The organism is Tessaracoccus caeni, assembly GCF_029211185.1.
In the GTDB taxonomy this organism is placed as follows: domain Bacteria; phylum Actinomycetota; class Actinomycetes; order Propionibacteriales; family Propionibacteriaceae; genus Arachnia; species Arachnia caeni.
This window is the reverse complement of record NZ_JARGDO010000004.1, coordinates 22,905-40,677: the sequence shown is the minus strand read 5'-3', so window position 1 is coordinate 40,677 and position 17,773 is coordinate 22,905. Positions and strand designations below refer to the sequence as shown.

The following is a 17,773-nucleotide window of genomic DNA, read 5'->3' as shown; positions in this document are numbered from 1 at the left end:
CGGCGTCACCAGATACGGCTGAGGCCACGGCGCACCCAGTGCTGCCACGAATCCGGGTAGGGCGACTCTCCGGGCAGCTCGGAGGCGGCCTGTTCCAGCAGCTCCGAGCTTCCGTTGCTGGCGACGAGCACGACGGACTCCCCGGCCTGCCACGCCAGCACGCTGGCCTGCCCCTTCGCCAGCTGGAGACCCGACGGAGCGTCGTCGGCCAGGATGCCGTGCGACCAGGACACCGTCACCGTCTGGAATCCGTCCGAATACACCAGCAGCATCGAACTGGCGTCCTCCTCGTCGCCCGACGAGTAGGCGACCAGCGGCAGCCCTGCCAGGGTTCCGGCGCAGCTCGCCGCGCCTCGGCACCATCCCGTGACGCCGCTGGCTGAGGCCGGCATGAGGGCGATCAGCTGCTGGGCATCGTCGGGCAGCTGCGCGGACTCATATGAGATGGACTCGAAACCGACCATCAGGGCGGGGTCACCGTCGGAGTCGAAGCGCTCGGCACGCAGCAGGACGCCGGTCGGAACGTCCATCCACCAGCGCGCTGCGACATGATCCTCGACGCGCGCCTCCACCACCGTGGCTCCGCGCCCTGCGATCGTCGCGACCGTCGGGTACTGATAGAAGCTCCAGGAGCTCGGCGGGGCCATCCCCGTGTGGGAGAGCTCCGGATGGATCGTGGACACGAACCGATCGCCCGTGGCGTCCAGCACCACCATGCTGGTTCCCTCGCCCTCGACCTTGTCGAGCTGCACCTCGGCCGTCAGGAACTCGCCACCGCCGTGCGCGACCGCGACGCGCTGCCGGCCCGAATAGTTGAGACCCGGATCGAACGCGGCGGCGATCAGCTTGGCGGCATCGTCTGCCGAGATCCGCAGAGCCTGCTCCTGTACGACCTCGACCGCGCGCTCCGTCGAACTCTGGGCGAACTGCGCGCCGCGTTCATGCGCGAAGAGCACCGCTCCGATGCTCTCGGTGGATCCGATGGCCGCCAGCGCCAGATTGAATTGGTCGTGCGCCGTCTCCACCGGCTGGGAGACGACGGGGGGACTGGGGGCAATGGCCACCGCCAGCACCATCACCGCGACGACGATGGTCAGCACCGCCACGCCGGACTGCACGACCAGCCGCTGCCTCGCGCGACGAGGTGACGGCAGCGCCGCTCCCGCTGACGACGCGCCGGCGCTGAGGTACAACGGTTGTTCGGCGCTCTCCCCGGCGATGCTCTCCAGCCGTGAGGCCAGATCCGTGGGCGCGCCGGGGTCGGTCTTGCGGTGGCGCGACAGCACCGAGCACACCTCGGAAAGCTCGGTCATCTCGTCGCGGCATCTCTGGCATCCGGCGAGGTGGTAGCAGACCTGTTCCCAGCGCTTCCGCGGCAAAGTGCCGTCTATGAAGGCGGACAGGTCTGGGCGAATCTTCTGGCAGCGCCCATCGAGTGGGGCTGCTGCCACTATGAAACCCCTAGGTATCGAGAACGGTCGTTTTCAGGAGCCCGGTGCTTGAGGGCGTCACGCAGTTGGGCGCGCCCGCGGGCGATCCGGCTGCGCACGGTGCCGATCTTGACGTCCAGCACGGCGGCGATCTCCTCGTAGCTGAGGCCCTCCACGTCGCAGAGCACGACGGCGACCCGCTGCTCGGGGTTCAGCGCCGCGAGCGCCTCGGCGACATCGGGATCGAGCATCGCGTCGTCGTGCATCTGATCGGGGCCCGAGGCCTCGCCCCAGACATACTCGGGGGCGGTGCTGAGGGCATCCATCCGGATCCGCTGCTTGCGCCGCGCCTGATCGAGGAACAGGTTGGTGGTGATGCGGTGCAGCCAGCCGTCGAGGGTGCCGGGCTTGAACGTATGGATCGACTTGAACACCCGGACGAACACGTCCTGGGTGAGATCCTCGGCGTCGTGCGGGTTGCCCGTCAGCCGGTAGGCCAAGCGATAGACCTGGGCAGAATAGTCGCGCACCAGTTCTTGCCACGTCGGTGCCACCCACTCCTGGGCCTGCACCTCGGGCTTCGCCTTGCGGCTTAGGAACACGTTGCGCCTTTCCATAGTCATCAAGTGTGGCCCATCAACCTGTGAGGAAGCTATGAACCAACGGCCAGGCTTGCCCTGATCTGACCCTGAGATCCGGGAAATCCGGCGCGCCTCACCGCCTACAACGAACAAGTGCCCCGGATTGTTCCCGGCTCCGGCTCAGAGGTCGTCGTACTGCTCCAGCGTCGCGACATAGCGTGCCAGCGTCTCCTCGGCGACGGCTCCCATCGGCGGGCGGCAGGGGCCCACGTCGAGCCCGCGCGCGGCCAGCGCCGCCTTGACCATCATGCAGCCCTGGGTGGCGAACACGCCCGTCAGAGCTGGAAGCAGACGCTGATTGAGCCGGCACGCCTCCGCCACGTCGCCGGCGAGGAAGGCCTCGATCATCCGCTTCATCGGACGCGCCGTGAAGTGCGTGGACGTGCCGACGACGCCGACGCCGCCCACCGCGAGCAGCGGAAGGGTGAATGCATCGTCGCCGGAGTAGTAGTGCAGATCGGAGTTGGCGATCACCACCGACGACGACGAGATGTTGCCCTTCGCGTCCTTCACCGCCGTGATTCGCGGATGCTCCGAGAGCCGGATGAGCATGTCCTCGGGGATCGGCAGGCCGGCGCGATGAGGGATGTCGTAGAGCATCGCGGGCAGATCCGTCTCGTCGGCGACGGCACGGAAGTGCGCCTCCAACGCATCGGCCGGGGGCCGCGAGTAGTACGGGGTGACGATCAAGACGCCGTCGGAGCCCGCCTCGGCGGCCTCGCGGGCGAGCTTGCGGGAGTGCTCGGTGGAGAAGGTGCCGACCCCGGCCACCACGCTCGCACGGTCGCCCACGGTCTCGACGACGACGCGCAGCAGGTCGCGCTTCTCCTCATCCGACGTGGTGGGCGACTCGCCCGTGGTTCCGTTGATGATCAGCCCGTCGTGACCCAGATCGTCCACCAGGTGGCGCGCCAGCACGGCCGCCTTGTCCAGGTCGAGACGCAGATCCTGCGTGAACGGGGTGATCATGGCCGACGTGACGCGACCGAAGATCGGCCGCATGTCACCTGGTGTAGAACTCCGCATGCGGGCCATCCTAACGGTCTCGCCGCCGGAATGGGCGCGGTGCGTCACGTCCAAGACGGCACCGAGGCACGCGCTGACGGGGGAAGTCGGTAGGCTTGGCCCCGTGAACAGCACACCCCGTACTTCGAGCGCACCCACCCCGGCCACCTGGGCCTTCTGCGAGGAGCACGTGGCGCCGTCGCCCGCCGTCTCCGAGGCCATCGGTGAGGCGGCCGCCGCCGGCCACGCGCCGCTGAGCACCGGCACCCTCAGCCTGCTCGCCACCCTGACTCGCGCCATCAACGCCAAGGCCGTCGTGGAGATCGGAACCTACATGGGTTCCTCCGGCCTGGTCTTCCTGGGCTCGATGGCACCCGACGGCATCCTCACCAGCATCGACGCAGAGGCCGACAACCAGCACGCGGCCCGCGCCTTCTTCACCCGCGAGGGCTTCCCCAGCTCCCGATTCCGGCTGATCGCCGGCTCGCCGCTGGAGATCATGCCAAAGCTGCGTGACGCCGCCTACGACCTGGTGTTCATCAACGGCGACAAGACCTCCTATGTGGAGTATGTGATCAGCGCCGACCGGATGCTGCGCGCCGGCGGCATGCTGATCCTCGCTGACGCGCTATGGCACGGAGAGGTGGCCGACCAGAGCAACGAGTCCGACGAGGCCCTGATCATCCGCGAGGCCATCGACTCGATCGCGCAGAACGAGGCCTACACCTACTCGCTGCTGCCCGTCGGCAACGGCCTGCTGGTCGCCATCAAGAGCTGACCACAAGCCCTTCCGAACAAAAAAGACCACGCCCGCGATCCCGAAGGATCGCGGGCGTCGGTCTTTGCCCGGCTTGGTGATCAGTCGCGCCTGACCACCATGTCCTTGCCGACGACGGTGATGCCGCCGTCGGAGACGGTGAAGCCGCGAGCGCGGTCGTGCTCATGATCGACGCCCACCTGGGCGCCCGGCTCGACCACCACGTGCTTGTCGAGGATGGCCCGCTGCACGATGGCGTGCTGGCCCACGTCGACGCTGTCCATCAGCACCGAGTCCTTGACCGAGGCCCACTTCTCGACGCGCACGTCCGGGCTGAGCACGCTGCGCTCGATCTCGCCGCCGGAGATGATGCAGCCCTGGCTGACGATCGAGTCCTCCGCGCGGCCGCGCATGACGAACTTGGCACCCGGCAGCTGCGGCTGGTGGGTGTAGATCGGCCAGCTGTCGTTGTACAGGTTGAACTCGGGCTCCACCGACACCAGATCCATGTGGGCCTCGTGGTAGGCGTCGATCGAACCTACGTCGCGCCAGTAGTTGAGGTCGCGTTCGGTGGCGCCGGGCACCCGGTTGGCCGTGAAGTCGTAGACCTGCGACTGGCCCTGCTCAGTGAACCACGGGATGATGTCGCCGCCCATGTCGTGGCGACCCTCGGGGTTCTCGTTGTCGTAGCGAAGAGCCTCGACGAACGCCTTCCGGCTGAACACGTAGTTGCCCATGGACGCGAACGACTCGTCGGGCGAATCGGGCAGGCCGGGGGGATCGGCAGGCTTCTCGAGGAAGCTGCGGATCTTGCCGTCGGCGGCGGCGTCGATCACACCGAACTCGGACGCATCCTTGCGCGGAACCCGGATGCCGGCCACCGTGGCACCGAGCCCGGAGTCGATGTGCGACTCCACCATCTGCTTGATGTCCATCCGGTAGATGTTGTCGGCCCCGAACACCACGATGTAGTCGGGATCCTCGTCGCGGATCAGGTTGAGGGACTGGAAGATCGCATCCGCGCTGCCCTGGTACCACTGCTTGCCGAGCCGCTGCTGCGCGGGCACCGGGGAGACGTAGTTGCCGAGCAACGTGGAGAAGCGCCAGGTCATCGAGATGTGCCGGTCGAGCGAGTGCGACTTGTACTGAGTCAGCACGGCGATCTGCCGGAGCTCCGAGTTGGCGAGATTGGACAGCACGAAGTCGATGAGACGGTACGTGCCGCCGAAGCGGACCGCCGGCTTTGCGCGATCCTGGGTGAGAGGCATCAGCCTCTTCCCTTCGCCGCCGGCGAGGACGATAGACAGGATTTTAGGACGAGCCACCATGGCTTGACCCTATTGCCTTTTGAGAGGCCCCACAACCGATTTCACGGATTGCCCCGGACCTGGCGCTTCCATGTGGAAGCATCGGGTCATGACCATGAAACTGTCACTGCTGACCCGTGAATATCCGCCCCACATCTACGGTGGCGCCGGCGTCCATGTCGGCCAGCTCGTCCCCCAGCTCCGCAAGTTCATCGATGTCGAGGTGCACTGCATGGGCGAGCCCCGCGATGGCGCTCAGGCGCACGCCGAGGACTACCCCGCCGGCGCCAATGCCGCGCTCCGTGTGCTCGGCGCCGATCTCTCGATGGCGGCCGCGATCGCCGACGACGCCGACATCATCCATTCCCACACCTGGTACGCCAACTTCGGCGGCCTGGTGGGCGGCCTGATGCGCGACATCCCGCACGTCGTGACCTCTCATTCGCTCGAGCCGCACCGTCCGTGGAAGGCCGAGCAGCTCGGCGGCGGCTACGCCGTGTCGTCCTGGGCGGAGAAGACCTCCTTCGAGGCCGCCGACGCGGTGATCTCCGTCAGCGAAGGCATGCGCCGCGACGTGCTCGACTCCTACCCCGATCTCGATCCCGAGCGCGTCTACGTGGTGAAGAACGGCATCGACCCCGACGAGTTCAAGCCCGACCATGGCACCGACGTGGTGAGCGGCCTCGGCGTCGACCTCGACAAGCCGTCGGTGGTCTTCGTCGGCCGTATCACGCGCCAGAAGGGCCTGGTGCACCTGGTGCGGGCCGCCGCGCAGTTCGACGCGGACACGCAGGTGGTGCTGCTCGCCGGCGCCCCCGACACCCCGGAGATCAAGGCCGAGTTCGACGAGGCCTTCGCCGAGTTGCAGGCCCGACGCAACGCGCCGGTGATCTGGGTGCCAGAGATGCTGCCGCGCGCCTCGGTGCGCCAGGTGCTGACCCACGCCACCGTCTTCGCCTGCCCGTCGATCTACGAGCCGCTGGGCATCGTGAACCTGGAGGCGATGGCCTGCGAGACGCCCGTGGTGGCGTCGGCCGTGGGCGGCATCCCCGAGGTGGTCGTCGACGGCGAGACCGGCCTGCTGGTGAGCTACGACCCCGCGCAGGCCGGCGACCCCAGCTTCGTGGCCGGCTTCGAGGCCGACTTCGCCGACAAGGTCAACCGGATCACCCGCGACGAGGCGCTGGCGAAGGCCTACGGCACCGCGGGCCGTCAGCGCTGCATCGACGAGTTCTCCTGGGAGAAGATCGCGCTGGAAACCATCGAGGTGTACAAGAAGGCGATCGCGCACCACGGTTCGTGACGCTCGATCGAGCGTGCAAGAGCGAGGCCGCCCCGGACGATTCCGGGGCGGCCTCGCTCTTGATTGTTTTACTGGTTTCGGCCGGTCAGCCGACGACGTCCTTGAGGGCATCGAGCAGGGAGGTCGCTTCCTCCGCGTTCATCTCCACCACGAGGCGCCCTCCGCCGTCGACGGGGACACGCATCACGATGCCGCGACCCTCCTTCGTGACCTCCATCGGTCCATCACCAGTGCGGGGCTTCATCGCTGCCATGAGCATCCTCAATCTCTTCGGTTGTGCGGACTCCCCTATTATCGCGCACTTTCAAGTCTTCCGGCGAGAACAGGTCATCCACGGCGTCCTGAGCCTCCGCTCGGGCCGCCTCATCGGCCCGGGTGAGGCGGTCGATCAGCTCGTCGACGGCGTCCATCGCGTACCCGCCGCGCACCACGTCGAACCTCATCCGAACCAGCGTCGCCACCTCCGCGGCTCCCGTTGCGCAGGCCGCGAGGGCCTCGTCGACCTGGTCGCGGGCGTAGCCGTTCAGGAGGGTCGGCAGACGCAGCTCGGCGAGATACTGCTCATCGAAGGGACGCTCGGGGAAATGCGGCTTGGGCCGGTCGCTCACCGGGTGCGGCATCTCTCCTAGGCGTCCGGTGCCCGCGATGGCCGCCAGACCCATCACCACCATCGCCAGCACGACGATCACCCACACCACGATGTGTCTCCCCTAGCCGGCGGCGCGCGGCCGCCCCATGGCCGCGACCGCTTCCTCGATGTCGTCGGTGAGCGTGATCAGGTCGAGGTCGACGGGGTTGATGAAACCGCCGCCGGAGACGTCGCTCTGCAGCCAGTCGATGAGCTTGGCCCAGTACTCGGTGCCGAACAGCACCGTCGGGAAGTGGGTGACCTTTCCGGTCTGGCTGAGGGTGAGCGCTTCGAAGAGCTCGTCGAGGGTGCCGAACCCGCCGGGCATCACGACGAAGCCCTGCGAGTACTTGAGGAACATCGTCTTGCGGGCGAAGAAGTAGCGGAAGTCGATGCCGAGGGTGACGTAGTCGTTGAGCCCCTGCTCGTGCGGCAGCTCGATGCCCAGGCCGACGGAGACGCCGCCGGCCTCGTAGGCGCCCTTGTTGCCGGCCTCCATGATGCCCGGGCCACCGCCTGTGATCACGGCGAAGCCCTCCTCCACCAGCCGGCGCCCCACCACGTGGGCCGCCTCGTACATCGGCGTGCCCGGCTTGGTGCGGGCGGAGCCGAAGATGCTGATGGCGGGCGGCAGGTGCCGCAGCGCGTCGAAGCCCTCGACGAACTCCGACTGGATGCGCAGCACGCGCCACGGATCGTGGTTGCCCCAGTCGTCGGCGCCGACGTCGAGCAGCGCCTGGTCGGCCATCGGCGTGCCCTGCTGGCGCCCGGAGAACAGCACGGCTCCCTGTCGGCGAGATCGCTTCGTCATCGATCGTCCTCTCGTTCGGTGGTCGTGGTGAGCCACGCGATCAGGCCCGTGTGGCAGCGCTCCAGGTCGGCGGCTGGGCAGTACTCGTAGTCGGCATGGGCCACCAGCGGGTCGGCCGGGCCGTAGTTGACCGCAGGCACCCCGAGCGCGCTGAACCGCGACACGTCGGTCCAGCCGTATTTCGGGCGCGCCTCGCCTCCGACGGCCGCGACGAACTGCTGGGCCAGCGGCCGATCCAGCCCCGGACGCGCGCCGGGAGACATGTCGAGCAGCTCGAACTCGTAGCCGTCGAATACGCGGCGCAGCTCCGCCAGCGCGTCGTCGGGCGACTTGTCGGGCGCGAATCGGTAGTTGATCTCCACCGACGCCGACGGCGGGATCACGTTGCCCGCGATGCCGCCCTGGATCCGTACCGCGTTGAGGCCCTCGCGGTAGACCAGGCCGTCGACCTCCACCTGAGCCGGCTGATACTCCTCCAGGCGTCGCAGCACGTCGCCGAGGCCGTGGATCGCGTTGGTGCCCATCCAGGCTCGGGCGCTGTGAGCGGCCTTGCCCTCGGCGGCGATCGCGATCCGGCAGGTGCCTTGGCAGCCGCCCTCGATCTCGGCGCTGGTGGGCTCCATGAGCACGGCGAAGTCGGCCGCGAGCAGCTCGGGTCGGTTGACGGAAAGCCGGCGCAGGCCGTTGCGGAACGCGTCGACCTCCTCGTGGTCGTAGAAGATCCAGGTGAGGTCGCGGTTGGGGGCGGTCAGTTCGGTGGCGAGGGCGAGCATCACCGCGACGCCGCCCTTCATGTCGCAGGTGCCCCGGCCCACGACGCGCAGCCCCTCGGCATGCTCCTCCAGCGACGACGGCAGATTGTCCGCGACGGGCACGGTGTCCAGGTGCCCAGCGATCACCACGCGCTCGCCGCGACCCAACTGGGTACGGGCGACGACGCAGTCACCATCGCGCTCCACATCCAAGTGCGGATGGGATCGCAGGGTCAGCTCGACGGCGTCGGCCAGCTCCCGCTCATTGCCGGAGACGCTCTCGATGTCGACGATCTGCTGCAGCAGCGCGACCAGCCCGGCTTCCACGTCAAGACTCATGCCCCGACCCTACCGCTGCGCCCGGCCCCACCGTCGCCCCAGACACACCACCCACCCCATCACCCCACCCAATCCAGGAAAATCGGCCAATGGCCGATATTGCGGTGTCTGATGCCGAAAATCGGCCAGTGGCCGATTTTCCGGAGAAGCGGCGGTGGGGAAAGCGGGGCGTCAAGGTTGGCGGACTCACTAGAATGCTCCCCATGAGTGATGCCAACCGCACCGCCTGGGCCTGGGGCCTGGCCACCGTCCATCGCACCGGAGTCGTCCTCGACGTCTGGTACCCCGAGCCCCAATTGGGCGACGACATCACCGACGAAGCTCCGTCGATGCTGATCGAGGCGCAGTGCGGCGATGAGATCCGCGGCGTGGAGGCCAAGGTGGTGCGCGTCGAGATCGACCTCGACGCCGACCCGTCCAGCGTGGAGGACGCCTACCTTCGCTTGCACCTTCTGAGCGCGCGACTGGTGCAGCCGCACACCATCAACCTCACCGGCGTGTTCGGCATCCTGCCCAACAACGCGTGGACCACCCGCGGCCCCGTGCGGATCGCCGACGTGGCCCGCGTCCGCGCCCTGCTGCGCGCTCGCGGCGAGCAGCTCACCGTCTACGGCATCGACCGCTTCCCGCGCATGGTGGACTACATCGTGCCGAGCGGCGTGCGCATCGCCGACGCCGACCGCGTGCGCCTGGGCGCCCACCTGGCCGAGGGCACCACCGTGATGCACGAGGGCTTCGTCAACTTCAACGCCGGCACGCTCGGCACGTCGATGGTGGAGGGCCGGATCTCCGCCGGCGTCGTCGTCGGCCACGGCTCCGACGTGGGCGGCGGCGCCTCGATCATGGGCACCCTCTCGGGCGGCGGCCAGGAGATCATCCGGATCGGCGAACGCTGCCTGCTGGGCGCGCAGGCCGGCCTCGGCATCTCGCTCGGCGACGACTGCGTGATCGAGGCGGGCCTTTACGTCACCGCCGGCACCAAGGTGACGCTCCCCGACGGCACGGTCACCAAGGCGCGCGAGTTGTCCGGTCGCGACGACCTGCTCTTCCTGCGCGACTCCACCACCGGCAAGGTGATCGTCAAGAATCGCCGCGGCCAGCAGGTCAAGCTCAACGACGCCCTGCACGCGAACTGATCGCCTCCTGATGACGGCGAAGCGCTGGGTCGCGCTGGTGGTGACCCTGGTCATCCTGGCGGGACTCGGCGTGGGAGGCTACATGGCCTATCGGTATCTGTACCAGCGGATGACCCCGGAGCGTTGCACCGTGATCGTCGACGAACACGAGGTCATCCTCACCAGGGAACAGGCCCGCAACGCGTCGATCATCGTCGCGGTCTCCGTCGAGCGCGGCCTCCCCGAGCGTGCGGCCATCATCGCTCTGGCCACGGCCTACCAGGAGTCGGGGCTGCGCAACCTCGACTACGGCGACCGCGACTCGCTGGGGCTCTTCCAGCAGCGTCCCTCCTACGGCTGGGGCACCGAGGAAGAGATCATGGATCCCTGGTACACCTCCAACCGCTTCTACGAGGAGTTGGTGAAGTTCGACGACTGGGAGACCACCGACATCAACGACATGGCGCAGAAGGTACAGCGCAGCGGCTTCCCCGAGGCCTACCGCAAGCACGTCGAGAACGCCACGGCGGTCGCGAAGTCGCTGTTGGGCGCCCCGGAGTCGTTGAGCTGCGTCGACTTCTCGGTCGACGAGGCCGACGCCACGGCGCTCACCCCGGTGCTCGACGCGATCGGTGCCGACTACTCCGTCGAAGGCAACCAGGTCCATATCGCCAACACCGAGGACAAGACCAAGGCGTGGTCGGCGGTGAACATGGCCCTAGCCAACAGCTACGAGGCCGGCATCTCTCAGGCGACGTTCGACGATCTCATCTGGGAACCCGACGGCTCAGGCTGGAGCACGGCCAGCAGCCACACCGACATCGGAGCCGCCGTCCTCACCCTCGGCTCCTGAGGCAAAGCCTCAGGGGTTGAGTTCGGGTGGCCGCACCGTTACCGATTCTCCCTCGAAGCTCACCTTCGACAGCCACATCTGACGCCCCGCAGCGGGGTCGCCGACGCTGTCCGGTGGCCACGCGTGGTAGACCATCCACCACTGATCGCCGACCTGGAACAGCTGGCAATGCCCTGGGCCGGCGGCCAGTTCGTTGGTGGACAACACGGGGTCGGGATCCTTGGTGAACGGGCCGAGCGGGTTGTCCGAGACGGCGTGACCCACCGCGTAGTCGGCCGAACCGTAATCGTTGGCCGAGTAGAACATGTGGTACACGCCATCGACCTGAACCACGGCCGGCCCCTCGACGAGGTGCCCCTCCCACGGCAGATCCTGCCGGAACAACGTGGTCACCGGGCCGGCGAGACTCAGGCCGTCGTCGCTCAGCGGTGCCGCCTTGATCCAGGTGTCCACCCCGATCGCGTTGCCATCGTTCTTCCAGTAGAGGTAGGCCGTGCCGTCGGCGTCGACGAAGGGCGAGGCGTCGATGGAGCCGCCCTCGTCGATCTCGCAGATCAAGGGCTCGGCCGACTCATCGGCGAACGACTCGCCGAGGCTCTCCCCGACCGCCACCGAGATACACTGCCACGCTGGATCGGGGGCCTTGGTGGTGTAGTACATCCGGTAGCCGGCGCCCGGCCAGGCGACGACCTCCGGTGCCCACACCTTTCCCGACGACGACCACGGCGCCACCGAAGGCAACGCGTCGACGCCCTGCCGCCAGGTGGCGAGGTCGTCGCTGCGGATGGTCTGCACATTCATTCCGTTGCCGTTGGTGGCGATGGCGAGGTAGCCGTCCCCGTCGGCGATGATCTGGGGGTCGGGGAAATCGAAGGGATAGACGGGATTGGTGATCACGACGGGACTCTCCTCGACGACTGGGCTGGTGCTGGCGGTGGATGGCGACGCCGGATCGGGCGTCGCCGTGCATGCGGCCAACGCGGACACGGCAGCCAACACGGCCAGGCCTGCGGCAAGGTGGCCCCTCATTTGAGCCCCGAGGCTGCCACGCCGTCGATGACGTAGCGCTGCACGAAGACGTAGAGCAGCAACACCGGCACGGCGGCCACGGTCGCGCCGGCCATGATCACCGGGTAGTCGATGGTGTAGGCGCCCTGCAATCGACTGAGCCCGATCGGCAGCGTGAGCATGTCGGAGGAGAACATCACGTACAGCGGCCAGACGAAGTCGTTCCAGTTGGCGAGGAAGGAGATCACCAGCAGCGTCGTCATGGCGGCCTTCGCGTTGGGTAGGATGATCGAGAAGAAGATCCGCCACGGCCCGGCTCCGTCGACGCGGGCCTGCTCCTCCAACTCGAGGGGAAGGGCGAGGAAGAACTGGCGCATGAAGAACACCCCGAACGCACCCGCTGCGCCTGGGACGATCAGCGCCAGATAGGAGTCCAGCCAGGTGAGCATCGACATCATCTCGAAGTTGGGCATCAGGAAGATGAATCCGGGCACGAACAGCGTCGAGACGATGAGCCCGAACAGCACTCCCCTCCCGGGAAAGCGCAGCCGGGCCAGGGCATAGCCGGCCATCGAGCACACCAGCACCACGAGCAGGGCGTGCAGGGTCGCGGACACCATCGAGTTCAGGAACCATCTGAGCACCGGCGTCGCCGAGTCGGGCGCGATCAGCACATCGTAGGCGCGGATCGTCCACTCCTGCGGCAGGATCTTGGGCGGCACGCTCTGCGACTCGACGCGGGTCTTGAAGGACGTGAGGATCATCAGCACCACGGGGCCGATGAAGACGATGGCCAACAGCACCAGCGACAGCCAGAACAGCGGGTTTCGATTGCGTCGAGTGTTGATCATGACGTCCTCGCCTTCTTGGCCGCGCGTCGGAGCGTCCGGTTTTCGGCGGCCTGGTCCTTGTCGCGGAGCAGGACGAAGTTCAATATCGAGATGACGCCGAGCGCGATCGCCAGCAGGTAGCTCATCGCGGCGGCCTGGCCGGCCCGGTTCTGGCCGAAGCCGGTCTCGGTGATCACCATGATGGCAGTGCGGGTGGACTCCGTCGGTCCACCTTGGGTGATCATGTACGACTGACCGAACATGTTGGCGCTGGCCAGGATGGTGGTGACCAGGATGAAGATGAGCACCGGTCGCAGGCCGGGCAGCGTCACGTGCAGGAACCGCTGCCACGCACCGGCGCCGTCCAGTGCGGCGGCCTCGTACAGGTGCTGCGGGATGTCGCCCAGGCCCGCCAGGTAGATGATCGCGTTGAACCCCATCGTCCACCAGAGGGTCACCCCCACCAGGCCGATCCAGGCCCACGGCTGCTCCGTCGTCCACTGGATGTCGAGCCCGAGGATGGCGTTGATGAGCCCGAAGTTGCCGTCCAGCAGGTAGCGCCACATCAGGCCGATCACGGCGACGCCCAGCACGTACGGGGCGAAGTAGATCGCGCGGAAGAAGGTGCGTCCCGGGAACTTCAGGCTCAGCAGCATCGCCAGGCCGAGCGGCACCGCCACCAGGAACGGCACGCTCGCCACCGTGAAGATCAGCGTGTTGGTCATGCCGTTCCAGAACGGCTCGTATTGCACCGACAGTGGATCGAACAGATCGGTGTAATTGGTCAGGCCGACGAACGGCCTGTTAGGGAAGGTGAAGTCCCAGTCGTGCAGCGAGATCCAGACACCGTAGATGGCGGGCGCGACGATGAACATCCCGAACAACACCAGGTAGGGCGCCATGAAGAGGTACCCGGTGAGCGGTGACCCGCCGGGGCCGTGACGGCCCCGGCGGGTCTGGCGCGAAGACATCAGGCGTACTTCTTCGCGTTGGCCTCAAGGATCTTGTCGGCCCGCCCTGCCGCGTCGTTCAGGGTGGTGGCGACATCCTTCTGACCCAGCGTGATCTCGTTGATCGCCTTCTCGAGCTCGACGAGCGCGTCGCCGATACCGGGAACAGCCGGCGGGAACACCAGGTAGTCGATCTGCTCGGCGAGCTTGGCCTGGTCGGTGAGCGCCGCGAACTCGGCGGACTCGCGCACCGAGTTGCGGGCCGGCACCTGGCCGCCCTTGGCCCATTCGAGGGACTGCTGGGAGATCCAGTTGAGGAACACCCGCGAGGCGGTGGCCTTGTTCTCGTCGGGCGTCTTCTGCACCGGGAGCACGAACTGGTGCGATCCGGCCCAGGCGGCGTTCTGACCACCGATGTTGGGCAACACGGTGACGCCCCAGTTCAGATCCTTCTTCTCAGCGAGCGTGTTGATCGACCAGATGCCGTTCCAGTTGAAGGCCGTCTGGCCGTTCTGCAGTGCGATGAAGTCGGCGTCCTGGGCGACCTTCGGGTTCGAGTAGCCGTTCTTGATCAGATCCTGCCACCAGGTGAGGGCCTTGACGCCGCCCTCGTCACCCCATGCCGCCTTGGTGGCGTCGGCGCTGAAGAGGGAGCCGCCGAACTGGGCGATCAGGGACTGCACGGAGAGCCCGCCGGTGAACTGGAACGGCGAGGCCCAGTGTCCCTGGATGTCCTTGCCCTTGAGCGCATCCAGCGCGGCCATGTAGTCGTCGTGGGTGAGCGGCGGGTTGTCCGGATCGAGGCCGGCCGACGACATCACGTCCTTGTTGTAGAAGAAGCCCAGCGGATGCACGTCCAGCGGGATCGCGTAACGGACGTCCTTGTAGATGCCGGCCTTCCACGGCACCGGGGCGAAGTCGGCCTCGGAGAGCTGCAAGGCGGTGGCCACGTCGTCGAGAGGCTGGATGACGCTGCGGGCCGCGTTGGTGGCGACGGAGTCGACGTGCATCACCGCGATGTCGGGCCCGTTGCCGGACTGCACCGCCGTCGGCAGCTTGGTGTAGTAGTCGGCCCACTGCATCGTCTGCACCGCGACGGCGATGTTCGCGTGCTCCGAGTTGAACTGGTCGACGAGGGTCTTCATGAAGGCGCCGTCGCCGCCGGTGAAGCCGTTCCAGAACTGGAGATCGACGTTGGGTCCGTCATAGCCCGCGCCGCCGCCGTCGCCGGAGGGCGAGGCGCTGGGCGAGGAGGGCGGAGGCGTCTGAGCGCTGGTGCCGCATGCGCTCAGGGTTGCCGCTGCCGCCACTCCCAGGCTGGAGCCGATCAGCGATCGCCGGGTGAACGTGTTCATGATGGTGCTTCCTTTCAGGCTCGGTCGAGCCGGGTGGTCAGCCGCACGCAATGCCACGAGACGGCCGGAAGGGTGATGGTGAGGGTGTTGTGGTCGAGCCTGCTCTGGCCGGCCTTCGGCACGACGCGCTCCTGGCCGGCGCCGTTGGTGAGGGTGTGATCGTCCTCGTGCAGGAGAAGGTGCTCCACGAGACCCATCTCCGCGAAAGCGGTGAGGTCCACGGTGACGGCGACGTCGTCGTCAAGACCGCGGTTCACCAGGAACAGCGCTAGGTCGCCCTGTTCCTCGTCGTAGGTGGCGGTGCTCCACACCTGATCGACGGGCCCGAAGGCCGGGGTGTCGATCGTCGGCGACTGCACGCGCAGGTCGAGCACGTCGCCCTTGGCATATTTGGAGGTGAGTGCGAAGGGGTGGAAGATCGTCTGTCTCCACGCCGGGCCGTCGGGCTCGGTGCGAATGGGGGCGATGATGTTGACCAGCTGGGCCTGGCAGGCCATCGCCACCCGGTCGGTGTGACGCATCAGCGTGATCAGCAGCGACCCCACCACCACGGCGTCGGCGACGGTGTAGGTGTCTTCGATCAGCGGCGGGGCCTCCCGGACGGGAAGGTTGCCCTCCCCGTCGAAGCGCGACTGGTACCAGACGTTCCACTCGTCGAAGGAGACGCCGATCCGCTTGTCGATCTTGCGCGCCGCGGCGACCGCGTCGGCGGTGGCGGTGACCGAGTCGATGAAGCGGTCCATGTTCTCGGCGACGGCGAGGAAAGACACCAGGTCGCCGTCGATCGGCTCGTAGTAGACGTGGGCGGAGATGTGGTCGACGAGGTGCAGGCTGCGGCTCAGCACCTCGTGCTCCCAGGCGCCGAAGGTGGGCATCCCCGAATTCGACGACCCGCAGGCCACCAGCTCGAGGCTCTGATCGAAGCGCTTGAAGGCGTTGGCCACCTCCTCGGCCACCCGGCCGTACTCCCCCGCCGTCATGTGCCCCATCTGCCACGGACCGTCCATCTCGTTGCCCAGGCACCAGAGCGCAACGCCCCAAGGCTCCTCGCGCCCGTTGGCGGCGCGCTGCCCAGCAAGGGTGGTGTCCTCGCCGTTGACGTAGTCCAGGTAGTCGACGGCCTCCTGCAGCCCGCGAGTGCCGAGGTTCACGGCCAGCATGGGCTCGATACCCATGCGCTCGCACCAGCCGAGGAAGTCGTCGGTGCCCACCTGGTTGGTCTCGATGGACCGCCACGCCAGATCCAACCGACGAGGGCGCTCCTCCTTGGGGCCCACGCCGTCCTCCCAGCGATAGTTGGAGACGAAGTTGCCGCCCGGGTAGCGCACCAGCGTCGGCCCGAGTTCTTCGACGAGTTCCGCCACATCCTGGCGGAACCCGTGCTCGTCGGCGGAGGGATGGTCGGGCTGATAGATGCCGGTGTAGACGCACCGGCCCATGTGCTCGACGAAGGTGCCGAAGATCCGGCGGTTGAGCGCGCCGACGGTGAACGACGGGTGCGCGACGATGATGGAATCAGCCATTGAATCCTCATTTACAACGGGAGTAAATCTGCGTGCTGTAAGTCTGCGACACCGACGGGGGGCGTTGCAAGAGGATTCGGATAACAATTTTACAACGGGAGTAAGTCTGTCCTGGAAGCCTCTGGAGGCGGGGCCCCGCCCGCACTAGGCTGAGCGCCATGGCGGTCCGACTGAAAGACGTGGCAGAACTGGCCGGCGTGTCGGTCAAGACGGTGTCGAACGTCGTCAACGACTTCCCGCATATCTCAGAGGCCACCCGCGCCAAGGTGCTCACCGCCATCGACGAACTCGGATACCGACCCAACCTCTCCGCGAGGCACCTGAAGTACGGCCGCAGCGGCTTCATCGCGTTGGCCGTGCCGGACCTGGTGATCCCCTACTTCGCGGAGCTGGCGGAGAAGGTGAACCAGGCGGCGACCCGACACGGCTATATCGTGCTGCTCGACATCACCCGCGCAGACCCCCAGGCGGAACGCACGGTGCTGCAGGGCGTGCAGTCGCGGATGATCGACGGGGTGATCTTCTCGCCGCTCAGCCTCGGCGCGGGCGAGATCGAGGCCTCCCGCATGGATGTGCCCACCGTCTTCCTCGGTGAGCGGGCCATCCCCGAGGGCGTTGACCACGTCGCCGTCGACTCCGTGGCGGCGGCCAAAGCGATGACCCAGCACCTCATCGCGCTCGGTCGCCGTCGGATCGCCGTGATCGGCCGCAGCCGCGGCGTCTCCACCGGCTCGGTGCGCCTGGAGGGCTATCGCCAGGCGATGGACGAGGCCGGAATGCGCGTCGACCGGCGCATGATCATGGCCACCGAGACCTACTCCCGCGAGGCCGGCCGCGCGGCGATGCTGGAGTTGCTCGCCCTCCCCACTCCCCCCGACGCCGTGTTCTGCTTCAACGACCTGATGGCGATCGGCGCGCTTCGAGCCTGCTTCGAGCGGGGGGTGCGGGTGCCCGACGACGTGGCGGTGGCGGGCTTCGACGACATTCTCGAGAGCAGCTTCACCAGCCCGAGCCTCACCACCGTGGCCCCGGACATGGACTACCTGGTGGAACAGGTGCTGACGCGTCTGATCGAGCGCATCAACGGCAGCACGGCCCCCGGTGAGCGCTTCAACGTGCCCTGGAAGGTCACTCTGCGCGAAAGCACGCTGGGGCGCACTGGCTGA

Annotated in this window: 18 protein-coding genes and 1 pseudogene; 5 read left to right on the top strand and 14 right to left on the bottom strand. The window is 67.4% G+C overall.

The window, feature by feature from the left end; translation table 11 throughout:
• Positions 1 to 5: 5 nt before the first annotated feature.
• From P0D62_RS04775 to dapA, 4 genes and pseudogenes are all read right to left on the bottom strand, one after another.
• Positions 6 to 1,313 (bottom strand): hypothetical protein, encoded by a 1,308-nt coding sequence (locus tag P0D62_RS04775; protein WP_275701487.1) that lies wholly within the window; start codon positions 1,311 to 1,313, stop codon positions 6 to 8.
• 18 nt (positions 1,314 to 1,331) lie between these two features.
• Positions 1,332 to 1,451: pseudogene (locus P0D62_RS19155) on the bottom strand (zf-HC2 domain-containing protein); the annotation flags it as partial.
• Positions 1,451 to 2,047, bottom strand: a complete 597-nt coding sequence (gene sigE / locus P0D62_RS04770) for an RNA polymerase sigma factor SigE (protein ID WP_275701486.1) — start codon at positions 2,045 to 2,047, stop codon at positions 1,451 to 1,453. The gene sigE and the pseudogene P0D62_RS19155, both read right to left, overlap by 1 nt.
• A 144-nt stretch (positions 2,048 to 2,191) precedes the next feature.
• Entirely contained in the window at positions 2,192 to 3,073 is an 882-nt protein-coding gene (gene dapA, locus P0D62_RS04765; RefSeq protein ID WP_275701485.1) for a 4-hydroxy-tetrahydrodipicolinate synthase, read from the bottom strand.
• Between the two features lie 127 nt (positions 3,074 to 3,200).
• On the opposite strand from dapA, the gene P0D62_RS04760 reads away from it, so the two are divergent.
• Positions 3,201 to 3,854, top strand: coding sequence for an O-methyltransferase (locus tag P0D62_RS04760; protein ID WP_275701484.1), 654 nt, complete (start codon positions 3,201 to 3,203; stop codon positions 3,852 to 3,854).
• Positions 3,855 to 3,934: 80 nt separating this feature from the next.
• On the opposite strand, the gene glgC is transcribed toward P0D62_RS04760, so the two are convergent.
• Positions 3,935 to 5,161: a glucose-1-phosphate adenylyltransferase gene (glgC, locus tag P0D62_RS04755; protein ID WP_275701483.1), complete on the bottom strand. Its 1,227-nt coding sequence runs from the start codon at positions 5,159 to 5,161 to the stop codon at positions 3,935 to 3,937.
• A 94-nt stretch (positions 5,162 to 5,255) separates the two neighbouring features.
• Here glgC and glgA point away from each other — a divergent pair, with 94 nt between their 5' ends.
• The gene (glgA, locus tag P0D62_RS04750) at positions 5,256 to 6,443 is read left to right on the top strand and encodes a glycogen synthase (RefSeq protein ID WP_275701665.1); all 1,188 of its coding nucleotides are present in this window, start codon (positions 5,256 to 5,258) and stop codon (positions 6,441 to 6,443) included.
• Between the two features lie 85 nt (positions 6,444 to 6,528).
• Here glgA and P0D62_RS04745 read toward each other — a convergent pair whose 3' ends face one another.
• From P0D62_RS04745 to dapE, 4 genes are read right to left on the bottom strand one after another with little or no spacing between them, the layout of a single operon-like run.
• Positions 6,529 to 6,696 carry a DUF3117 domain-containing protein gene (locus P0D62_RS04745; RefSeq protein ID WP_275701482.1) on the bottom strand — a complete coding sequence of 56 codons (168 nt, stop codon included), beginning with the start codon at positions 6,694 to 6,696 and terminating at the stop codon, positions 6,529 to 6,531.
• Positions 6,668 to 7,141 carry a hypothetical protein gene (locus P0D62_RS04740; protein WP_275701481.1) on the bottom strand — a complete coding sequence of 158 codons (474 nt, stop codon included), beginning with the start codon at positions 7,139 to 7,141 and terminating at the stop codon, positions 6,668 to 6,670. Before P0D62_RS04740 ends, P0D62_RS04745 begins: the two co-directional genes overlap by 29 nt.
• A gap of 12 nt (positions 7,142 to 7,153) precedes the next feature.
• Entirely contained in the window at positions 7,154 to 7,882 is a 729-nt protein-coding gene (locus tag P0D62_RS04735; RefSeq protein WP_275701480.1) for an LOG family protein, read from the bottom strand.
• Positions 7,879 to 8,973 (bottom strand): succinyl-diaminopimelate desuccinylase, encoded by a 1,095-nt coding sequence (gene dapE, locus P0D62_RS04730; protein WP_275701479.1) that lies wholly within the window; start codon positions 8,971 to 8,973, stop codon positions 7,879 to 7,881. The genes P0D62_RS04735 and dapE overlap by 4 nt, the downstream gene beginning before the upstream one ends.
• Before the next feature lie 203 nt (positions 8,974 to 9,176).
• On the opposite strand from dapE, the gene dapD reads away from it, so the two are divergent.
• Both dapD and P0D62_RS04720 read left to right on the top strand, forming a co-directional pair.
• The gene (dapD, locus tag P0D62_RS04725) at positions 9,177 to 10,109 is read left to right on the top strand and encodes a 2,3,4,5-tetrahydropyridine-2,6-dicarboxylate N-succinyltransferase (RefSeq protein WP_406708219.1); all 933 of its coding nucleotides are present in this window, start codon (positions 9,177 to 9,179) and stop codon (positions 10,107 to 10,109) included.
• Positions 10,110 to 10,119: 10 nt separating this feature from the next.
• Complete coding sequence (locus P0D62_RS04720) at positions 10,120 to 10,941, top strand: hypothetical protein (protein WP_275701477.1); 822 nt, start codon at positions 10,120 to 10,122, stop codon at positions 10,939 to 10,941.
• Between the two features lie 9 nt (positions 10,942 to 10,950).
• Here the strand turns inward: P0D62_RS04720 and P0D62_RS04715 are convergent, their stop codons facing one another.
• From P0D62_RS04715 to arfA, 5 genes are read right to left on the bottom strand one after another with little or no spacing between them, the layout of a single operon-like run.
• Positions 10,951 to 11,970 carry a glycoside hydrolase family 43 protein gene (locus tag P0D62_RS04715; protein ID WP_275701476.1) on the bottom strand — a complete coding sequence of 340 codons (1,020 nt, stop codon included), beginning with the start codon at positions 11,968 to 11,970 and terminating at the stop codon, positions 10,951 to 10,953.
• Positions 11,967 to 12,800 (bottom strand): carbohydrate ABC transporter permease, encoded by an 834-nt coding sequence (locus P0D62_RS04710; RefSeq protein ID WP_275701475.1) that lies wholly within the window; start codon positions 12,798 to 12,800, stop codon positions 11,967 to 11,969. The genes P0D62_RS04715 and P0D62_RS04710 overlap by 4 nt, the downstream gene beginning before the upstream one ends.
• Positions 12,797 to 13,750, bottom strand: a complete 954-nt coding sequence (locus P0D62_RS04705) for a carbohydrate ABC transporter permease (protein WP_275701474.1) — start codon at positions 13,748 to 13,750, stop codon at positions 12,797 to 12,799. The genes P0D62_RS04710 and P0D62_RS04705 overlap by 4 nt, the downstream gene beginning before the upstream one ends.
• Entirely contained in the window at positions 13,750 to 15,084 is a 1,335-nt protein-coding gene (locus P0D62_RS04700) for an ABC transporter substrate-binding protein (RefSeq protein ID WP_275701473.1), read from the bottom strand. The genes P0D62_RS04705 and P0D62_RS04700 overlap by 1 nt, the downstream gene beginning before the upstream one ends.
• 14 nt (positions 15,085 to 15,098) lie before the next feature.
• On the bottom strand, positions 15,099 to 16,607 hold the full coding sequence (gene arfA / locus P0D62_RS04695; RefSeq protein WP_275701472.1) for an arabinosylfuranosidase ArfA: 1,509 nt from the start codon (positions 16,605 to 16,607) through the stop codon (positions 15,099 to 15,101).
• A gap of 158 nt (positions 16,608 to 16,765) precedes the next feature.
• Between arfA and P0D62_RS04690 the strand changes: the two genes are divergently transcribed.
• A complete protein-coding gene (locus P0D62_RS04690) occupies positions 16,766 to 17,773 on the top strand; it encodes a LacI family DNA-binding transcriptional regulator (protein WP_275701471.1) in 1,008 nt (335 codons plus the stop codon).

Coding starts and splice junctions, on each gene's coding strand:
- P0D62_RS04775 (WP_275701487.1), bottom strand. CDS start 1,313: ATGACCGAGCTTTCCGAGGTGTGCTCGGTGCTGTCGCGCCACCGCAAG.
- sigE (WP_275701486.1), bottom strand. CDS start 2,047: ATGGAAAGGCGCAACGTGTTCCTAAGCCGCAAGGCGAAGCCCGAGGTG.
- dapA (WP_275701485.1), bottom strand. CDS start 3,073: ATGCGGCCGATCTTCGGTCGCGTCACGTCGGCCATGATCACCCCGTTC.
- glgC (WP_275701483.1), bottom strand. CDS start 5,161: ATGGTGGCTCGTCCTAAAATCCTGTCTATCGTCCTCGCCGGCGGCGAA.
- glgA (WP_275701665.1), top strand. CDS start 5,256: ATGAAACTGTCACTGCTGACCCGTGAATATCCGCCCCACATCTACGGT.
- P0D62_RS04745 (WP_275701482.1), bottom strand. CDS start 6,696: ATGGCAGCGATGAAGCCCCGCACTGGTGATGGACCGATGGAGGTCACG.
- P0D62_RS04735 (WP_275701480.1), bottom strand. CDS start 7,882: ATGACGAAGCGATCTCGCCGACAGGGAGCCGTGCTGTTCTCCGGGCGC.
- dapE (WP_275701479.1), bottom strand. CDS start 8,973: ATGAGTCTTGACGTGGAAGCCGGGCTGGTCGCGCTGCTGCAGCAGATC.
- dapD (WP_406708219.1), top strand. CDS start 9,177: ATGAGTGATGCCAACCGCACCGCCTGGGCCTGGGGCCTGGCCACCGTC.
- P0D62_RS04720 (WP_275701477.1), top strand. CDS start 10,120: ATGACGGCGAAGCGCTGGGTCGCGCTGGTGGTGACCCTGGTCATCCTG.
- P0D62_RS04715 (WP_275701476.1), bottom strand. CDS start 11,970: ATGAGGGGCCACCTTGCCGCAGGCCTGGCCGTGTTGGCTGCCGTGTCC.
- P0D62_RS04710 (WP_275701475.1), bottom strand. CDS start 12,800: ATGATCAACACTCGACGCAATCGAAACCCGCTGTTCTGGCTGTCGCTG.
- P0D62_RS04705 (WP_275701474.1), bottom strand. CDS start 13,750: ATGTCTTCGCGCCAGACCCGCCGGGGCCGTCACGGCCCCGGCGGGTCA.
- P0D62_RS04700 (WP_275701473.1), bottom strand. CDS start 15,084: ATGAACACGTTCACCCGGCGATCGCTGATCGGCTCCAGCCTGGGAGTG.
- arfA (WP_275701472.1), bottom strand. CDS start 16,607: ATGGCTGATTCCATCATCGTCGCGCACCCGTCGTTCACCGTCGGCGCG.
- P0D62_RS04690 (WP_275701471.1), top strand. CDS start 16,766: ATGGCGGTCCGACTGAAAGACGTGGCAGAACTGGCCGGCGTGTCGGTC.